The sequence below is a fragment of the Myxococcus sp. AB036A genome, assembly GCF_006547355.1.
GTDB classification, from domain to species: Bacteria; Myxococcota; Myxococcia; order Myxococcales; family Myxococcaceae; genus Myxococcus; species Myxococcus virescens.
In genome coordinates, this window is record NZ_VHLC01000031.1 from 18,576 (window position 1) to 38,415 (window position 19,840).

Below are 19,840 nucleotides of genomic sequence, written 5' to 3' on the forward strand. Positions count from 1 at the left end.
GGCGGGTCTCCTTGGGAAGTCGTGGGAAGAGGGGAGGGTTCAGGGGCTCGCCGCGGGTTCGGCGGAAGGCGTGTCCTGAGGGGGCGCCTCCAGCTCACGCAGCGGGCGGTAGAGCGTGGACAGCAGCGTCATGAGGACCGCCAGCACGCCCGCGATGAGGAACATCAAGGCGATGCCTCGGCCTGGGCCCTCGCCGACGAACGCACCCAGCAGGGGAACGAGCTTTCCTCTCGAGGCCATGGCGGGCTCGAAGGCGTGGTCCGCCAGAGGCCCGGCGATTGTGTACGCCAGCGGCAACATGGCCCCGGTGATGGTGCTGGTGAAAGCGAAGACACGGCCGCGCAGCGCCAGGGGCACGATGCGCTGGAGGAGCGTCTGGCTGGAGCCGTTGATGATGGGGAGGCCGAAGAAGAACGCGAAGGCGACACCGGCCAACACGGGAACGGAGGTGGCCAGCCCGACGCAGATGAGCGCGAGTCCACAGGTGAGCTGGAACCCGAGCAAGCCATTCATCAGTCGCTTGGGGCCGCCCCAGGCGCTGATGACCAGGCTGCCCGCCAACATGCCCACGCCGCCCGCGGTGGTGAGCGCGCCCAGGGTGCGCACGTCCGCGAAGGACAGGACCAGCGGGGTGACGAGGACCTCGACCGTGCCGGTCAGGAAGTTGCTGGCCGCGAGGAAGCCAATGAGCGCCAGGAGTCCTGGAGTGGCGCGCAGGTAGGCACCGCCAGCCCGAATCGACTCGAGCAGCGGCACCCGCTCCTCGCCGGACGACGACACGAGGTGCTCCCGGGGGATTCGCGCCAGGAGCAGGGGCAGCGCGCCGAGCACGAGCGTCGTCGCGTCGATGAGCAGGATGCCCTTGAGTTCGATGAGCTCCATCAGGGTGGCGCTCAACATGGGCGCCACCAGTTGGGAGAACGCGAGCCCGACCTGCACCAATCCGTTGGCCCTCCCCAGATGTTGCGGCGGCACCACCGTGGAGACGAGCACGGCGAAGGCCGGCTGCTGGAACGCGCTGGCCGTCGACACCACGGCGGTCGTGACGTAGGCGTGCCAGGGTTGGAGCAAGCCATTGAACAGCAATAGCGCCAGCACGAGGCTCGACAGGCCGGCGGCCGCGTCGCTGAGCACCAGCACCCAGCGGCGGTTCCAGCGGTCCACGAGCGCGCCGGCCACCGGCCCGAGCAGGATGGCGGGCAGCGTCGCGGAGAGCATGACCAGCGCGTACTGCGTCACGTCGCCCGTCGTCTTGTACGTCCAGACGCCGAGCGCGAAGCTCGTCAGCCCCGAGCCCAGCAGTGACAGGACCTGTCCCAGCCAGATGACGACGGCGGACTTCATGGGGAAGGACGGCGCCGCCGTCATCGAAGGGCTCCGGCCCGGACGAGGCCCTGGCGCACGTGCTCCGCCAGCACCTGGACGTGCGGCGCGGCCAGCATCGTCATGTGGTCTCCCGGCACCGTCACGGGCGTGACGGCCGTGGAGGCGTGGCGGCCCCAGCCCCAGCTCGGGTCGTCCGCGAAGGACTCGGGGACGATGCCGTCTTCCTCGTGCCGCTCCTGGGCCCGGAAGAGGGCGACGGGAATGGGGAGCGTGTTCCGGGGGACGTAGTCAATCGCGTACGCGGCCTTGTAGACGTCGATGAACCCTTGGACCTGCTGGCTGTCCGCGCCGTCGGGGAGGAGTCCCGCCTGGACCAACCTGCGGGTCAGGTACTCTCGGCGCGCTTCGGCAGACAGCGGCCGGAGCGCCTCGGCGGAGATGCCCAGGTCCACGCCGTAGAGACGGCCCGCCGTGCTCGCGACGGAGGCCATCCAGTCCGCGTCGTCAAACGGGGGCGCCTCGCTCGGCGAGGCTTCGTTCACCGGGACGGTGGTGTTGAGGATGCCCAGGAAGGCAATCGACTCGCCCTGCTTCCGGAGCTGCTGCGCCATCTCGAAGGCGACCCAGCTACCGAAGGAGTGGCCCAGCAGGTGGTATGGCCCCTGCGGTTGCACCTGCTTGAGCGCTTCGATGTAGCACGCGGCCATCTCCTCGACGGAGCGATGCGGCTCCGCGCGTCCATCCAGCCCGCGTGCCTGGAAGGCATGCACCGGCAGGGTGGGGCCCAGTGCCTGGGCCAGCTCGCGAAGGTAGACGGCGTTTCCACCGGCGCCCGGGACGCAGAACAGGGCGGCGCGATTGGCTCCCGGCTGGAGCGTCACCAGCGGCGACCATGGCGCGGGCGACGCCTCTTCGTGAAGCGCCTTGGCGAGCTGCTCCAGCGCGGGGTTCTGGAAGAGGACCGACAGCGGGAGGGCGCGGCCGAACTGCTCACGGATACGCACCATCAGCCGGACGGCCAGCAGTGAGTGGCCGCCCTGGTCGAAGAAGTTGTCGTGCACGCCAATGGGGCGCACTGCCAGCAGCTCCTCCCAGATGGCCGCGAGCCGGGTCTCCACTTCGTCGCGCGGAGCGACGAAGCCATCCTGCGCGTCGCGGCGGACGCTCTCCGGTGTGGGCAGGGCCTTGCGGTCCACCTTGCCATTGGGGGTGAGCGGGAAGGCGGCCAGGATGACGAAGGCCGCGGGCACCATGTACGGCGGCAGGTGCTTCTTGAGGTGCTGCCGCATGTCATCGGCCGTGGCCACGTCTGGCGCCGTGAGCGTGAGGTAGGCGACGAGCTGCTTGTTGCCGGCGTCCTCGTGCACGAGCAGCTCCACGGCCTGGACCGCGGCGTGCTCCAGCAGCTTCGCCTTGATTTCATCCAGTTCGATGCGGTGTCCGCGAATCTTCACCTGCGTGTCGTTGCGGCCGATGAAGGCGAGGGTGCCGTCCTCCGTGTAACGGGCCAGGTCGCCCGTGCGGTACAGGCGGGCGCCCGGTGTGGCGCTGAAGGGATTGGGCACGAAGCGCTCAGCGGTCAGGTTCGACTGGCCCCAGTAGCCACGCGCGAGTCCGTCACCGCCCACGAAGAGTTCTCCCGAGATGCCGATGGGCACCGGCTGCATCGCGCTGTCCAGCAGGTACATCTGCGTGTTGGCGAAGGGCCGGCCAATGGGGACGATCTGCTCGCTGGGGGTGGGCTCGGGCTGTTCGAAGTACGTGCTGTCGATGGTTGCTTCGCTCAGACCGTAGGAGCTCACCAGCCGCGTGTCCGGTCCGCAGAGGCCGCGGAGCTGGTGGTACTCGCGCATGTCCCAGGTGTCCGAGCCGACGATGAGCAGGCGCATGAAGTCCAGCCGGAGATTGTGCTCCTGGAGGTACCCCATCAGCAGCCGGACCACGGCGGGGACGAACTCGCCGCTGTCCACCTGCTCGCGCTGCATCAAGCCGTAGAGCTTTTCGGGCTCGAGCAGCCATTCCCGCGGGCAGAGGACCAGCGTCTTCCCCGCACCGAGCGCCCGGGCCAGGTCGCCGGAGAACACGTCAAAGGAGAAGCTCGCCATCTGGAGGTGGGCGCGCAGCTCGGGCAGCCGGTAGTCGCGCTCCCAGGCGAGGTAGGCGTTGACGAAGCTCCGGTGAGAAATCATCACGCCCTTGGGGCGGCCCGTGGAGCCTGACGTGTAGACGACGTAGGCGAGGTGCTCGGGGCTGGCGCCGCCTTCGGGCGTCGTCGTGGGCATCGCGGCGATGGCGTCCGCGTCCGTGTCGATGGCCACCACGGGCGGCAGTGGCGCGGGCAGGAGGGGCGCCAGGCCCTGGCGGGTGATGAGCACCGCGGGCCGGCTGTCCGCGAGCATGAGCGCCGTGCGCTCCGGCGGATATGACGGATCCAGCGGCACATAGGCGCCGCCCGCCTTGAGCACGGCGAGCACCGCGACCACCATGTCCACGGAGCGGTCCAGGAAGACGCCGGTGATTCGCTCGGGCCCCACGCCCACGGAACGCAGGTGGTGCGCCAGTTGGTTGGCCTTCGCGTTCAACTGTGCGTAGGTGAGCCGGCGTTCAGGGTCGGTGATGGCGATGGCGTCGGGTGTGCGCGCTGCGTGCGCCTCGATGAGGTGATGGATGCACGTGCGCGGCGGCACGTCGAGCCGGGCCTGGTTCCAGTCACGCAGGATGCGCTGACGCTCATTCGCAGGAAGCACCGGCAGCTCGATGAGCCGCTGTGCCGGGTTCGCGGCGATGCCCGCGAGCAGCGTTTGGAAGTGGGCGACCATCCGCTCGACGGTGGAGGCGTCGAAGAGGTCCCGGTTGTACTCCCAGATGCCTTGCAGGCCACCGGCCTCCTCGGAGAACCACAGCGTCAGATCGAACTGCGCGAAGGCTTCACCCGAGACGCTGAAGGACTCCATGCTCAGTCCGCCCAGCTCGGCTGGGGGCGTGGGCGTGTTCTGGAGCACCAGCATCACCTGGAAGAAGGGGGAGTGGCTGGTGTCGCGCGACGGCGCCAGCTCCTCCAGCAGCTTCTCGAAGGGGATGTCCTGGTGCCCGTAAGCCCCCAGCGTCACGTCCACCACGCGCCGCAGCAACTCCCGGAAGGTGGGATTGCCTTCGAGCCCCGTGCGCATGACCAGCGTGTTGAGGAAGAAGCCGATGAGCGGCTCCACCTCCGTCCGGTTCCGGTTCGCGATGTACGTGCCGACGCTGATGCGCGGCTCGCGCGTGTAGCGGTGGAGCAGTGCCTGGAGCGCCGCCAGCAGCACCATGTAGAGCGACGCCTTCTCCTGAGTCCCCAGCGTCTTCAGTTGCTGGGCTACGTCAGGGGCGACCTGGAAGCTCCGCTTGCCACCCGCGTAGGTGCGCACGCGCGGGCGCGGCCTGTCGGTGGGCAGCTTGAGCGCGCTGTCGCTCCCTTCGAGCTGCTGACGCCAGTAGTCGAGCTGCGACGCCAGCACGTCGCCCTGCATCCATTGCTGCTGCCACGCCGCGAAGTCCGCGTACTGGAGCGGGAGCTCCGGCAGCGGTGACGGCTTGTCCTGGGAGAAGGCGGCATAAAGCGCCGTCAGCTCCTGGACGAAGATGCCGGTGGACCAGCCGTCCGAAACGATGTGGTGCACGACGAGCAGGAGGACGTGGTCCTCGTCGCCCATGCGCACCAGCCTCGCGTGGAGCAGCGGCCCCGCCGCGAGGTCGAAGGACGTCCCCGCGAGCTGAAGCGCCAGCTCCTCGCACAGGGGCTCGCGCTGGGTGCCTGGCAGGTAGCTCAGATCCAGCACGCCCAGCGACAGCAACAGCTCCGGGAGGATGCGCTGCTGGGGTTCGCCGTCCTTCGCGACGAAGGTCGTGCGCAGCACCTCATGGCGCCGGATGACCTCGTTCAGCGCACGCTCCAGGGAGGAGACGTGGAGCGGCCCGGTGAGGCGCACGAACTCCGGGATGTTGTAGGCGGGTGTCCCGGGCTCGAACTGGTCCAGGAACCAGAGTCGGCGCTGCGGGAAGGAGAGCGGCAGCAGCTGCTCCCGTGAGACGCGAGGGATTCCGGGCGTGCGTGCCTCTCCCTTCGGCGCGGTGACCACGTTCTGCTGTCGCAGCTTCTTGAGTACCGCCTCGCGCTTCTCCGGGGAGAGGCCCGCGAGCTTCTTGAGCAGGTCACTCATTCGTCCCCTCCAGGAGCTTCTCCAGGTCCGCGTCCGAAAGGTCGCCGACTTCCTCCATGGCGGAGGCCAGCGCGGCTTCGTCCACGCCTTCCAACTGCGCGAGCACCACCTGCTCCGCCATCCCCGCGATGGTGGGGTGCTCGAAGAGGGCGCGCAGCGGCAACGTCACCTGGAACATCGCGTTGGTGCGCGAGATGATCTGCGTGGCCAGCAGCGAGTGCCCGCCCACGTCGAAGAAGTCGTCCGTGACGCCCAGCGACGTCTGGCCCAGCACGTCCTTCCAGAGCGTGAGCAGGCTCGACTCCGTCTCCGAGCGCGGTTCGACGAGCCGCTGCTCGCCCGTGCGCTGAGTTGCGTCCGGCACAGGGAAGGCCTTGCGGTCCACCTTGCCGTTCGGGCTCAGGGGGAGTGCCTCCAGGCGCACGAAGACGGCCGGCACCATGTAGTCGGGCAGTCTCTCCCTCAGGTGGTCGCGGAGCACCGCCGTGTCGCGGATGTCCGAGCCCACCACGTAGGCGACGAGCCGACGGGGTGTCCCCGGGTCCTCGCGCAGCAGTACCACCGCGCCCTGGACGGCCGGGTGCTTGCCGAGCGCGGATTCGATTTCGCCCAGCTCGACGCGGAAGCCGCGCAGCTTCACCTGCGTGTCTGCCCGGCCGAGGAACTCCAGGTCGCCTCCCAGCAGGTACCGCGCCCGGTCTCCCGTGCGGTAGAGCCTCGCACCAGGCTCGGTGGCGAACGGGTCGGGGACGAAGCGCTCCGCGGTCAGGTCGGGGCGGTGGCAGTAGCCGCGTGCCACGCCCTCGCCGCCGATAAAGAGCTCGCCCGCGATGCCGGCGGGCACCGGCTGCTGGTGCGCATCCAGCACGTAGAGGCGGTTGTTGGCGAAGGGACGGCCAATGGGGACCAGTTGCGTGTCGCCGGGGCCCAGGTCGCCGCTTTCGAACCACGTGCTGTCGATGGTCGCCTCGCTGACGCCATACGAGTTGATGAGCCGCGTATCGTCGCCGATGACGGCCTGGAGCCGGTGGTACTCGTTCACGTACCAGGCGTCGGAGCCGGCCACGAGCACGCGCATGAAGTCCAGCGTCTGGCCCGTCTCCTCCAGGTGCTGGAGCAGCCCGCGCAGCACGGCGGGGACGAACTCGGCGCAGTCCACGGCCTGCTCCTTCATCAGCGCGAGCAGGCGGGGCGGTTCGAGCAGCCACTCACGCGGGCAGAGCACCAGCTTGCCGCCTGAGCACAGCGCTCGGGACAGGTCTCCCGCGAACACGTCGAAGGAGAAGCTGGCCATCTGCAGGTGGCTGCGGCAGTGCTCCCGCAGCCCGTAGCTCCGCTCCCAGCCGAGGTACGCGTTGGTCCAGCTCCGGTGGGAGATCATCACGCCCTTGGGCGTGCCCGTGGAGCCGGAGGTGAAGACGACGTACGCCAGACCGTCCAGTGTGGTGAGCCGCGTGGGGGCTTGGGTGGACAGCGCGGCGCGGGCTGGTGCCTCCGTGTCCAGCAGGTAGAGCGACACCTCCGGGTTGACGAAGGTCTCCACCAGGGACTGCTGGGTAAGCAACAGGGAGAGCCGGGCCTCGGAGGCCATGCGCGCCAGTCGCTCGGCCGGGTAGGTGGGATCGAGCGGGACATAGGCGCCGCCCGCCTTGAGGATGCCCAGCAGCGCCACCAGCAGCTCCGGCGTCCGCTCCAGGCACACGCCCACCAGCACTTCGGAGCCAATGCCCCGGGCGCGCAGGTGGTGCGCGAGCTGGTTCGCCTTTGCGTCGAGCTGGCCGTACGTGAGCGAGCCCGCTTCCGGCGCGACCACGGCGACCGCGTCCGGCGTCCGCAGGGCCTGTGCCTCGAAGAGCTCGTGGAGGCACGCGCCCAGTCCAGGGACCTGCGTGTCGTTCCAGTCGAACAGCACCTCGCGACGGGCCTCCTGCGTGAGCAGCGACAGCTCCCACAGGTGCTTGTCCTCCGCGTCGAGGATGCCCACCAGGACTGTCTGGAGCTGCTCCAGCAGTCGCTCCATGGCCTCCACGCCGAGCCGCGGAGACTCGAAGTCCAGGTTCAGCATCAGCTCCTTGTCCGCATGTGCGGAGAGCGTCAGCGGATAGTTGGTGCGCTCCTGCGCGGTGACGTCGCGCACCTCCAGCGCGCCCGCGCCCTGCCGCACCGAGTCCTCCACGGGGTAGTTCTCGAAGACGACGAGGCTCTCGAAGAGAGGAGTGCCACGCGGCACGGGGCTCCAGCCCTGGACCTTCACCAGCGGCGCGTACTCGAACGGAGCCCGCTCCACCTGCCACGCCTGGAGCGCCTTCAGCCAGTCCACCACCTTGCTCTGGGCCGGCAGCGACACGCGGGCCGGCAGCGTGTTGATGAACAGGCCCACCATCTGCTCCACGCCGGGCAGCTCTGGCGGACGGCCCGCGACGGTGACGCCGAAGACGACGTCGTCCTGGCCCGCGTGACGTCCGAGCACCAGGGCCCAGGCCGCCTGGACCAGCGTGCTGAGCGTCACCTGGTGCCGCCGCGAGAAGGCGCGGAGCTGCTCCGTCACCTCGGCGGACACGTGGACCTTGCGCTCGCCCATGACCTGCGCTGCGGTGCGCGCCTGGCCTCCCGTTTCACCGGGAAGGGGCGTGGGCTCGCCGAAGCCTCGCAGTGCCTGCTTCCACCAGGTCTCCGCCTGCGAAATCTCCCGGCTCTGGAGCAAGGCGATGTAGTCGCGGAACATGGGCGGCTGTTCCAGACGCACTGGCTGCTGACGGAGCTGCGCGTCGTAGATGGCCAGCATCTCGTTGAGGACGCGGCCCACGCTCCAACCATCGAGCAGCAAGTGGTGGAAGCTCCACACCACGCGCCACGTCCGAACGCCCAGGCGCAGGACGCCCACGCGCATCAGCGGCGCCTGCTTCAAGTTGAAGCCGCGTGCCCGGTCCGCGTCCATCCAGGCTGACAGCCGGGTCTGCTGCTCCGGCTCGGACAGGTGGCTCCAGTCCTGCTCCTCCCATGGGAGCACGCCCTTGCGGTTCACGAGCTGGAGCGGCGCTTCCAGTTCCTCACCCACGAAGCTGGTGCGGAGGATGGGGTAGCGCGCCATCACCTGCTGCCAGGCCTCGCGTAGCGCCTCGCGGTTGAGGTCCGCGTCCAGCGTCCACGCCGCGCGCTCGAAGTACATCCCCGAGTCCGGGTCGAGCATGGCGTGGAAGAGCATGCCCTGCTGCATGGGAGACAGCGGGTAGAGGTCCTCCATCTCTGGGTGTGACTGCATCAGGCCGTTCAGCGTGGCCTGCGTCACCTTCGCTAGCGGGAAGTCCACGGGGGAGAACCGCGCCGCGTCCTCGCCGCGCCGCTGGTCCACCATGGCCCGGAGCGCGTGGACATAGCCCTGTGCCAGGGCGCCCACCGTGGTGCGCTGGTGCAGCGCCTCGCTGTAGGTGAAGGACACCTCCAGCTTGCCGCCCAGGACGTGTGCATTCACCTCCAGCACCTGTCGCCGCTGGCCGAGCGCCCCCTGCTGCGCGCCGAAGGGCTCGTCCGCGGGTGCGAGCAGCGACGACGTGGGCAGGGCCGAGTCGAGCTGGCCCAGGTAGTTGAAGGCCACCGGCGCTTCCGGCTGCGCACGGAGCCGGGTGCCTCGCTCGTCCTGGCGCAGGTAACGCACCAGTCCGTAGCCCAGGCCCTTGCGCGGCACCTGCCGCAGGGAATCACGCACGGCGCGGAGTTCGTCACCCACGCTGCCATCCCGAGGCAGCTCCAGCGTCACCGGGTAGGCGCTGGTGAACCAGCCCACGGTGCGGCTCAGGTCCACGCCGTCGAACAGGTCCTCGCGGCCGTGGCCTTCCAGTTGGACACGCAGCCGGCGCTGTCCTGTCCAGGTGGAGAGCGCCTGCGCGAGCGCCGTCAGCAGCACCTCGTCGATGCGGGCACGCCAGGCCGTCGGCACCTCCTGAAGCAGGAGCCGGGTCTCCTCGGCCTCCAGCGCCACCGTCAACGTGCGCGCGGACGCCAAGGTGTTGTCGCCGTCCGTGGTGTCCACGGGGAGCGGTGCCGTGTCTTCACCCTGGCTCAGCCAGTAGTCGGCCTCGTGCTCCAGCTCCGCGCTGGCCGCGAAGGACTCCAAGCGGCGAGCCCAGGCTTGGAAGGACGTCGTCTTCGGAGGCAGCGCCACCGGCTGCCCCTGGCTGAGCTGCTGGCACGCCGTCTCCAGGTCCATGAGCAGCACGCGCCAGGACACGGCATCCACCGCGAGGTGGTGGATGCCGAGCAGCAGCCGGTCGCCACGCTGCGGACCCAGGTGGAAGCGCACGGCCGCCACCAGCGGAGCCTCCTCCAGCCGGAAGCCCGCCTGGGCACGCAGGCCTTCTTCCTCCAATGCGGCGCGCTGCGCGGCCTCGTCCAGTCCAGACAGGTCCACCTCGCGCAGCGTCACGGTGCTGTCGAGTCCCAGGCTCTCCTGACGCCAGCCGTCGGTGGTCCGTTCGAAGCGCAGGCGGAGCGCGTCATGGTGCGCGACCAGGGCCCGCAGCGCGTCCTGGAGAACGGACGCGGCGACGGGCTGACGCAGTCCCAGCAACAGCGACTGGTTGTAGTGATGGAGGTGCGGGAGCTGCCACTCGAAGAACCAGTGCTGGATGGGCGTGAGTGGGACGGGGCCCGTCACCGGACCCTGCTCGCTCTCCACGACCTGGGCCTGACCCACGTGCGGGGCCAAGGTGGCGATGGTCTGGTACTGGAAGAACTGACGGGGGCTGATGTGAAGCCCGGCCTCCAGCGCTCGCGCGATGACCTGGATGCTGATGATGGAGTCGCCACCCAGCTCGAAGAAGTTGTCGTGGATGCTGACGCGCTCGCGGGACAGCACCGTCGCCCAGATGTCCGCCAACGTCTGCTCCACCGGGTTGCGAGGCGCGACGTGGACGTGCTCGCGCTTCACCTGCTCCTGCGCCAGCGAGGGCATGGCCTTGCGGTCCACCTTGCCGCTGGGCGTCAGCGGCATGGCCTTCAGCATGATGAAGACAGACGGCACCATGTACTCGGGGAGGCGTGACTCCAGGGCCCGGCGCAGGGCGTCCTGTTGGGGCGGTTGCTCCACATCGTCAGCGACGACGTAGGCCACCAGTTGCTTGCGGCCCGGTGCCTCCTCCCGCAACAGCACCGCGGCGTCCTGCACCTCTGGGTGCTCGGCCAGCGCCGCTTCGATTTCGCCCAGCTCGATGCGGAAGCCACGCAGCTTCACCTGGTGGTCCAGGCGGCCCAGGAACTCCAGCCGCCCTTCGGCCAGCCAGCGCACCCGGTCTCCCGTTCGGTACAGCCGTCCTCCGGGCTCCACAGCGAATAGGTCCGGCACGAAGCGCTCGGCGCTCAGGTCCGGACGGCCCAGGTATCCGCGAGCGACGCCCGCGCCGCCGATGAACAGCTCACCCGGTACGCCCACGGGCACCGGCTGCATCTGGCCATCCAGCACGTAGAGCCGGACGTTGGCCCACGCACGGCCGATGCCCAGCCGGTCGGGGTCCACGGCCTCGTCCACCGATGCGCAGATGGTCGCCTCGGTGGGGCCGTACGCGTTGATGAAGCGGCGGGACTTCAGCCACCGGCGCGCCAGCTCCGGCGAGCAGGCCTCGCCGGCGGAGACGACGGACTCCAGCTTCGGCAACGTCTCTGGCTCCAACTGCGCCAGCACTGACGGCGTCAGCGTGACGCCTGTGATCTCCTGCGCGGTCAACAGGCCCTGGAGCGGCGCGCCGGGCATGATGGCGTCCCGGGGAGCGAGGCAGAGCTGCGCGCCCGCGAGCAGCGTGGAGAACACCTCGCACACCGACGCGTCGAAGCCGAAGGCGGCGAACTGAAGCACGCGGCTCTTCTCGTGGACGCGGTGGGCCTGGATGGCGGCCAGCGCCGTGTTGCACAGGCCCCGGTGCGTCAGCAGCGTGCCCTTGGGGCGACCTGTCGAGCCTGACGTGAAGATGATGTACGCGAGGTTGTCCTCGGACATCTCCACCGCGAGCGGCGTCTGCGGTTGGCTGGCGATGAGCGGCCAGTCCGTATCCAGGCAGACCAGCAGCCCGAGCGCGGGAAGCTCGTCCGCCAGGTGCTCCTGCGTGACGAGCACCGGGATGGCCGCGTCGCGCATCATCAGCGTCAGCCGCTCCACCGGATACGACGGGTCCAGTGGCAGCCACGCGCCGCCGGCCTTGAGGATGCCCAGGATGCCCACCACCAGCTCCAGCGAGCGGTCCACGCACAGGCCCACGCGGACCTCGGGGCCCACGCCGGACGCCTTCAGGTGCCAGGCGAGCTGGTTCGCCCGCGCGTCCAGCTCGCGGTAGGTGAGCTGCTGTCCCTCGAAGGACACCGCCACCGCGTCTGGCGTCCGCGCCGCCTGTTGCTCGAAGACGTGATGCGCGCAGAGGCCCGGGCTTCGGGGCGTGGCGGTGTCGTTCCACGCCAGCAGCGACTGCTGCCGCTCCGCCTGGGACAGCAGCGGGAGGCGGGAGACGCGCTCGTCTGGCACGGCCATGGCGCCCAGGAGCAGCTCACGCAGGTTGCCCATCATCCGGCCGATGGTGGCCGCGTCGAACAGGTCGGTGCTGTACTCGCACAGACACTCCAGGCCCTGCTCGGTCTCCGTGGCCACCCACGTCATGTCGAACTTGGCGGCGCCGGTGGTGCTGGTCTCCTCGCGCAGCGTCAGCCCGTCCAGGTGGAGGTCGGAGGATGGAGCGTTCTGGAGGATGAGCTTCACCTGGAACAGCGGCGAATAACTGAGGTCGCGCTCCGGGTTGAGCGCCTTCACCAGTTCCTCGAAGGGGAGGTCCTGGTGAGCGTAGGCATCGAGCGCCACCCGTCGCGTCTGCGCCAGCAGGGCCCGGAAGCTGGGGTCCCCGCTCAGGTCGCCGCGCATGACGAGCTGGTTGACGAAGAATCCAATGAGCCCTTCGGTGCCGGAGCGGTTGCGATTGGCGATGTCCGTGCCGACGACGATGTCCGTCTCGCCGGTGTAGCGGTGCATCAGCGCCTGGAAGGCCGCCATCACCGCCATGAACGGGGTGACGCTCTCCTTCCGGCAGAGCGCCTGCAACGCCTTGGCCGCGTCCACGGGCAGCAGGACGCCCTGGTGCGTGGCGCCGCGGAAGCTCTGCACGGGCGGCCGTGGACGGTCGGTGGGGAGGTCCAGGTTGGGCGGAGCCCCGGCGAGCCGCTGCTTCCAGTAGTCGAGCTGCCGCTCCAACACGGGGCCGGACAGCCACTCCCGCTGCCACCGCGCGTAGTCCGCGTATTGGACGGGCAGGGCGGCGAGCGGCGGCGGCTGGCCCGCGGACAGGGCGCCGTAGAGCTCGGCGACCTCGCGGACGAGCACAGACAGCGACCAACCGTCGGCGATGATGTGGTGCAGGGTCAGCAGCAGCAGGTGTTCCTGGTCATCCAACTGGATGAGCCCCATCCGGCAGAGCGGGCCGCGAGTCAGGTCGAAGGGACGACGGGCCTCTTCGTCGGACAGGCGGCGCGCTTCGACTTCACGGCGCTCCAGCGGGAGGTCGCGCAGGTCGATGGTCTCCACCTTCGGTGCCGCGGGCGGGTGGATGACCTGGACGGGCGTCTGGCCATTCATCCGGAACGTCGTGCGCAGCGACTCGTGGCGGCGGATGAGCGCTTCCAGGCAGCGCTGCACGGTGTCCGGGGCCAACGCGCCCGTCAGCCGGATGACGGCGGGCATGTTGTAGAAGGGGCTGTCCGGCTCCATCTGGTACAGGAACCAGAGCCGCTGCTGTGCGAAGGAGAGGGGCAGCTCGCCGTCGCGGGAGGAGGGTTGGAGCGGCGGGGGCGGTGCTTCACCGGCCTGCTGGGCCTGGAGCACCTGGACGCGCTCCGACAGCGTGGCGATGGTGGGCGCCTCGAAGAGCGCGGCGATGGGCAGCTCCACGCCGAAGGCCTCGCGAATTCGCGACACCACGCGCGTGGCCAGCAGCGAGTGGCCGCCCAGGTCGAAGAAGTGGTCGTGGATGCCAGCATGGTTCGTGCGCAGCACGTCCGACCAGATGCTGGCCATCAGCTCCTCGGTGCCGTTTCGCGGCGCCGCGCGGGACTCGGAGGAGAGCAGGCCGTCGGGGACGGGCAGGGCCTTGCGGTCCACCTTGCCATTGGCCGTGAGCGGCAGGGCCTCCAGCGCGACCAGGGCAGCGGGCACCATGTGCTCGGGCAACCGCTGCTGGAGGAAGGCGCGCACGCCGGCCGTATCCGCTGCCGTGTCCGCGTGCGGGATGACGTAGGCGGCCAGCCGCTGGTCCCCAGGGACGTCTTCGCGCACGATGACGACTGCGTCCCGCACGGACGCGTGCTGGCGAAGGGTGGCTTCGATTTCGCCCAGCTCGATGCGATAGCCGCGCAGCTTCACCTGTCCATCACGGCGTCCGAGGAACGCCAGCTTGCCGTCCGGCAGGAAGCGGGCCTGGTCCCCCGTGCGGTAGAGGCGCTGTCCCGGACCCTGACCGAACGGGTCCGGCACGAAGCGCTCGGCCGTGAGGGCGGGGCGGCCCAGGTAGCCGCGCGCCACGCCGGTGCCTCCGATGTAGAGCTCGCCCGAGACACCCACGGGCACTGGCTGCATGCGCGCGTCCAGGACGTAGAGCGCCGTGTTGGCGATGGGCCGGCCGATGGGGACGATGCCGTCGGGCAACTCACCCGCGCTGACGTCATGGGTGGAGCAGCCGACCACCGTCTCCGTGGGGCCGTACTCGTTGATGAGCCGGACCTGGGGCGCGTGCTTCCGCCAGAATGCGACGGTGGAGGGCGGCAAGGCCTCGCCACCCACGACGAAGGTGCCAGTCAGCTTCGACAGTGCCTCCGGCGTCATCAGCCCGGACAGCACCTGGAGGTGCGCCGGCGTGAGCTTGACCAGGTCATGCCCTCTCGGCTGCTGGAGCGCGAGCGCGAGTGCTTCCACCTCCCGTCCTGACGGCACCAGGTGAACGGCTCCCCCCGCGAGCAGCGGCGTGAGGAGGCTGGTGATGGTGGCGTCGAACGCGATGGACGTGTGGACCAGCGAGCCCTGGCCCGGCTTCACCGCGTAGGCGTTCTGGGCCCACGTCAGGTAGTTGAGCAGCCCTCGCTGCGTGAGCAACGTGCCCTTGGGCAGACCCGTGGAGCCCGAGGTGTAGATGACGTATGCCAGGGAGTCCCCAGAGGCGGTCGAAGCCGGTGCCTCCGTCGGCAACGTCGCCAGCCGGACCGCTTCCTGCTCGACCAGGAACCGAGGAACGCTGATGCCCGTGAACGTTGCCTCTTGCGTCTTCGTGGTGAGCAGCACCACAGCGCGCGAATCGGACAGCATGTAGGCCAGGCGCTCGGCGGGGTAGCTCGGGTCCAGCGGCAGGTAGGCCGCGCCGGCCTTGAGCGTTGCCAGGAGGCTGGTGACCAGCTCGACGGAGCGGTCCAGGCCGAGCGCCACCACGCGCTCCGGGCTCGCGCCCAGCGACAGCAGATGATGCGCGAGCTGGTTGGCACGCGTGTCCAGCTCCCGGTACGTCAGCGTCCGTTCTCCATCGACCACGGCGAGCGCATCCGGCGTGGCGGCGGCGCGAGCCTCGAAGTGGGAGAGGAACGTGGGCTCCGTGGGCAGCGCGGCGGCGGTGTCGTTCCACTCCACCAGCATCCGGCGCTGCACGTCGGCGGGCAGCGGGCTGGAGGTGTGGTGCGGGGCTTCGGCCTCGAAGGCCAGCGCGTGGAGGACGCGCGCGAAGCACGCGCCAATCTGCTCCACCTGGGCGTGGTCCAGCTCGACGGCGTTGTAGTCCAGCTCCAGCGTGAGCTCCTGCGTGTGAGGCTCGGTCTGGAAGTGGACGGCGAGGGTGACGTTGGTGCCCTCGGAGCGGAGGGTGCTCAGCGCCTCCAGCTCCGCGAGCGTGCCCGCGATGTCGTGGAGGACGTGGAAGTGCATGTAGTTGAACATGACTTCGTAGAGCGTCTCGCGGCCCCACTGCCGCTGAATCTCCGCCATGGGGTAACGGCGGTACGGGTAGAGCGCGCGCTCCGCGTCGAAGGCTGCGCGGACCAGCGACAGCCAACTGCCCGGGGCCAGCTTCAGGCGGAAGGGCACCGTGTTGAGGAAGATACCGCGCAGCTTCGAGCCATCGCCTTCCTCGGGGCGGCTGTTGACGCCCGTGCCGGTGATGACGTCCTCCTGGCCGCTCAGCACGCTCATCACCTTGAGGTGCGACGCGAGCAGGATGCTCTTGAAGGGCACGCCCGCGGTTCGCGTCAGGGCGTTCAGGCCCTCGCTCACTTCGGGGGAGATGGGCACCTTCACCGTGGCGATGCGCGGCTCACCCTCCGCCAGTGGACGGCGCCAGCGCGGCACGCGCATGACCTGTCCGTCCTCCAGCAGCTCGCGCCAGTAGCGTTGGTGGTCCTCGGACGCGAGGGCCTGCCGCTCCATGGCCACGAAGTCGCGGTAGGTGATGCTCAGTGGCTCGAAGCGCGGCGGCTCCTGGTGGTTCACCAGCGCGTAGTAGTGGTTGAACATCTCCACCAACGTGGAGTGGAGGCTCCAGCCGTCGATGATGGCGTGGCACTCCGTGAGCGTGAACTGAAAGTCCCGTTCACCACGGATGTGGATGAAGAAGCGCAGCAGCGGAGGGCACGCGAGGTCGAAGTGTTGCTGCTTTTCGTCCTCCAGCAGCTTGCGGATCTCGGCGTCCTGCGCCTCGGTGGACAGGTGGCGGACGTCGGTGACCTCGACGGAGAGCTGGGCCTCGCGGTGCACCAACTGCAACGGCTCGCTGTAAGACGTCATGTCGAACGCCGTCCGCAGCACGGGCTGCCGTGCCGTCACCACCTGCACGGCTTCCATGAAGCGCGCGGCGTCAAACGGCGCCTTCAGGCGCAGATGGAAGCTGTCCGTGTTGTGGTAGATGTTCGAGGTGGGCGCCAGCTCCATGTGGAAGAGCATTCCGGCCTGGATGCGGGCCAGCGGGTAGGCGTCCTCCACGCTTTCAGGCACCTTCGCCCGGTCCTCGGCGGAGATGAGGCTGAAGGGCTCGGTGCGCGGGAAGACCTCACGCGCGGGCTCCGCCTTCGCGGCGGCCTCCGCCAGCTCTGCCACCGTCTGGTGCTGGAAGAGCTGCTGCAACGAGAAGCGGATGTCCTGCTTCTGCGCCAGCGTGAGCACCTGGATGCTCAGGATGGAGTCGCCTCCCAGCGCGAAGAAGTTGTCATGGATGCCCACGCGCGGGACTTCCAGCACCTGCGCCCAGATGGCGCAGAGGGCTTCCTCCGCCTTCGTCCGGGGCGCGACGTACGGGTTGGCCAGGTCCGCGCGGGCGCCCTCGGGCTCCGGCAGGGCCTTGCGGTCCACCTTGCCGTTCGCCGTGAGCGGGAAGCGCTCCATCATCACGAAGGCGCTGGGGACCATGTAGTCCGGCAGCTTGCCGAGTAGATGCTGGCGCAGCTCGTTGACGCTGGGCGGAGGCTGTTCGGACGACGCGACGTAGGCCACCAGGGACTTGTTCCCGGGCGTGCTCTCACGCACGCGCACCAGCGCCTCACGCACCGCCGGGTGCAGGCTGAGCACCGTCTGGATTTCGCCCAGCTCGATGCGGAAGCCGCGAATCTTCACCTGGTGGTCGATGCGGCCCAGGTACTCGAGCTGCCCGTCCGCGGTGAAGCGCGCCAGGTCGCCCGTGCGGTAGAGCCGGGCACCGGGCTCGCGGCTGAACGGGTGGGGGACGAAGCGCTCCGCCGTGAGCTGCGGCCGGCCCAGGTAGCCACGCGCGAGGCCCGCGCCACCGACGAAGATTTCACCCGCCACGCCAATGGGCGCCGGCTCCAGCCGCGCGTCCAGCACATAGAGCTGGAGGTCGGGAATCGCGACGCCAATGGGGCTCTGCTGCGTGCGCTCGGCCTCGGCGGCATCCATGGGACGGTAGGTGACGTGCACCGTCGTCTCGGTGATGCCGTACATGTTGATGAGCCGCGGCTGGGTGTCCCCGTGCTTGCGGAACCAGGGCACCAGCGTGGCTGGCTCCAGGGCCTCGCCGCCGAATACGATGTAGCGCAGCGACAGGGGCGGCGCCTCCGCGCCCAGGCGCTCCTCGGCCTGGATGAGCTGACGGAAGGCCGCGGGCGTCTGGTTCAGCACCGTGACGCGCTCATCGCTCAGCAAGCGGAAGAAGGCATCCGGCGAGCGCGAGATGAGGTAGGGCACCACCACCACCCGGCCGCCGTAGAGCAGGGCGCCCCAGAGCTCCCAGACGGAGAAGTCGAACGCGTACGAGTGGAACAGCGTCCACGCGTCGTTCTCGTTGAAGTGGAACCAGTGCTCCGTCGCCTCGAACAGGCGCATCACGTTGCCGTGCGGAAGCAGGGAGCCCTTGGGCAGGCCGGTGGAGCCCGAGGTGTAGATGACGTACGCAAGCTGCTCCCGCGTCGTCGCGAGTTCGGGCGCATGAGTGGGCTGCCGCGCCAGTTCCTCGGCGGCTTCATCCAGGATGAGCAGCGCCGCGCCCTCGGTGGGCAGCCGGTCGATGAGGGGCCGCTGCGTCACCACCAGCGACATCCGGCTGTCCGACACCATGAAGGCCAGACGGTCCGCGGGATAGGTCGGGTCGAGCGGCACGTAGGCGGCTCCCGCCTTCAGGATGCCGAGGATGCCCACCACCGTGGCCAGGGAGCGCTCCACGCAGAGGCCCACCAATCCCTCGGGCTGGACGCCGCGCGCGATCAGCGCATGGGCCAGTTGATTGGCCCGCCGGTCCAGCTCCGCGTAGGTGAGTCGCCCTCCATCGGCGACCACGGCGATGGCGTCAGGGCGCTGGCGCACCTGGGCCTCGAAGCGGCCGTGCAGGGTGTCCGTGCCCGGGAAGGACTTCAGCGTGGGCCAGACATCGAGGAACTGGTGCCGCTCGGGCGACGTGAGCAACGGCAGCGCGTCCAGGCACAGCTCCGCGTTGGCCGCGACGCCCGCGAGCAGCGTCTGGAAGTGCCCCGCGAAGCGCTCCATGGTCGCGCGGTCGAAGAGGTCCCTGTTGTACTCGACGAAGCCGCGCAGGCCGTCTGGGGTCTCCTGGAGGTCCAGCGTCACGTCGAACTTCGACGTCCCCGGTTGCAGGTCCAGTTGCTGGATGGTGACGCCGGGCAGGGCCAGCGCCTGGCCCGCCATGCCCTGGAAGTTGAACGCGGCCTGGAACAGCGGCGTGTAGGCCAGGTTGCGTGCGGGCTGCACCGCCTCCACCAGCTTCTCGAACGGGATGTCCTGGTGCGCATAGGCGCCCAGCGTCGCCTCCCGCACGCGCTGGAGCAGCTCGCGGAAGGACGGGTTGCCGGACAGGTCCGCGCGCAGCACCAGCGTGTTGACGAAGAAGCCGATGAGGCTCTCCGTCTGGACCCGGTTGCGGCTGTTCTGCGGCGCGCCGACCAGGATGTCCGTCTGGTGCGTGTAGCGTGACAGCAAGGCCTGGAACGCGGCCAGCACCGTCATGAAGAGGGTTGCGTTTTCGCGCTGGCCCACCTGCTGAAGCGCCTGCACCAGCGCGGTTGGCAGGTGCAGGGGCAGGGCGTCTCCGCGCTGCGTCTGGACGGCGGGGCGCGGACGGTCCGTGGGGAGCTGCAACACGGGGGCGCCCGCGAGCTGCTGCTTCCAGTACGCCACGTGCGCGTCGAGCGCGCCTTCTGTCGCCATCCACTCACGCTGCCACTCAGCGTAGTCCGCGTACTGGATGGGCAGCTCGGGCAGCTCCGGCTCTCGCTGGGCGACGAACGCGCCGTAGAGCTGCGTCATCTCGTGGATGAGGATGCCCAGCGACGCCCCGTCCGAGATGATGTGGTGCATCGTCAGCACCAGGACGTGGTCGGTGTCCGCCAGCCGCAGCAGCCGCGTGCGCAGCAACGGGCCCTTCATCAGGTCGAAGGGCTGGCGAATCTCCTCGGTGGCGAGCCGCCGTGCTTCCGCCTCGCGCCCGTCCCGCGGCAGTGACGACAGGTCGGTGACGGCGAAGGACGCGGTGCCTTCGGGAGCGACGACCTGAACCGGCTGGCCTTCTTCCTGCGCGAAGGTGGTGCGGAGCGATTCGTGCCGTTCCACCAGGACGTCGAAGGCGCGCTGGAGCGCGGCCGTGTCGAGCGTGCCGCCGAGCCGGACCGCGCCAGCGATGTGGTAGCTCGGGTTCTCCGGCTGCAACAGATGGAGGAACCACAGCCGCTGCTGCGCGAAGGAGACAGGGAAGACGAAGGATTCAGCGGTCATGTCTGGGGGAGAACCGGCTGGCGAAGATTTGAAGGCGAGGAACGGAGCAGCGGCGGAACGGGCCACGTCAGTCGTGGCGTGG

The 19,840-nt window shown here is 69.5% G+C and carries 3 protein-coding genes; all 3 read right to left on the reverse strand.

Annotated features, from left to right (window positions below):
• Window positions 1-39: 39 nt before the first annotated feature.
• From FL344_RS15160 to FL344_RS15170, 3 genes are read right to left on the reverse strand one after another with little or no spacing between them, the layout of a single operon-like run.
• Window positions 40-1,368 carry an MFS transporter gene (locus FL344_RS15160; RefSeq protein WP_141619042.1) on the reverse strand — a complete coding sequence of 443 codons (1,329 nt, stop codon included), beginning with the start codon at window positions 1,366-1,368 and terminating at the stop codon, window positions 40-42.
• The gene (locus FL344_RS15165) at window positions 1,365-5,525 is read right to left on the reverse strand and encodes an amino acid adenylation domain-containing protein (protein ID WP_141619043.1); all 4,161 of its coding nucleotides are present in this window, start codon (window positions 5,523-5,525) and stop codon (window positions 1,365-1,367) included. Before FL344_RS15165 ends, FL344_RS15160 begins: the two co-directional genes overlap by 4 nt.
• Window positions 5,518-19,758: a non-ribosomal peptide synthetase gene (locus FL344_RS15170; RefSeq protein ID WP_141619044.1), complete on the reverse strand. Its 14,241-nt coding sequence runs from the start codon at window positions 19,756-19,758 to the stop codon at window positions 5,518-5,520. Before FL344_RS15170 ends, FL344_RS15165 begins: the two co-directional genes overlap by 8 nt.
• Window positions 19,759-19,840 lie beyond the last annotated feature (82 nt).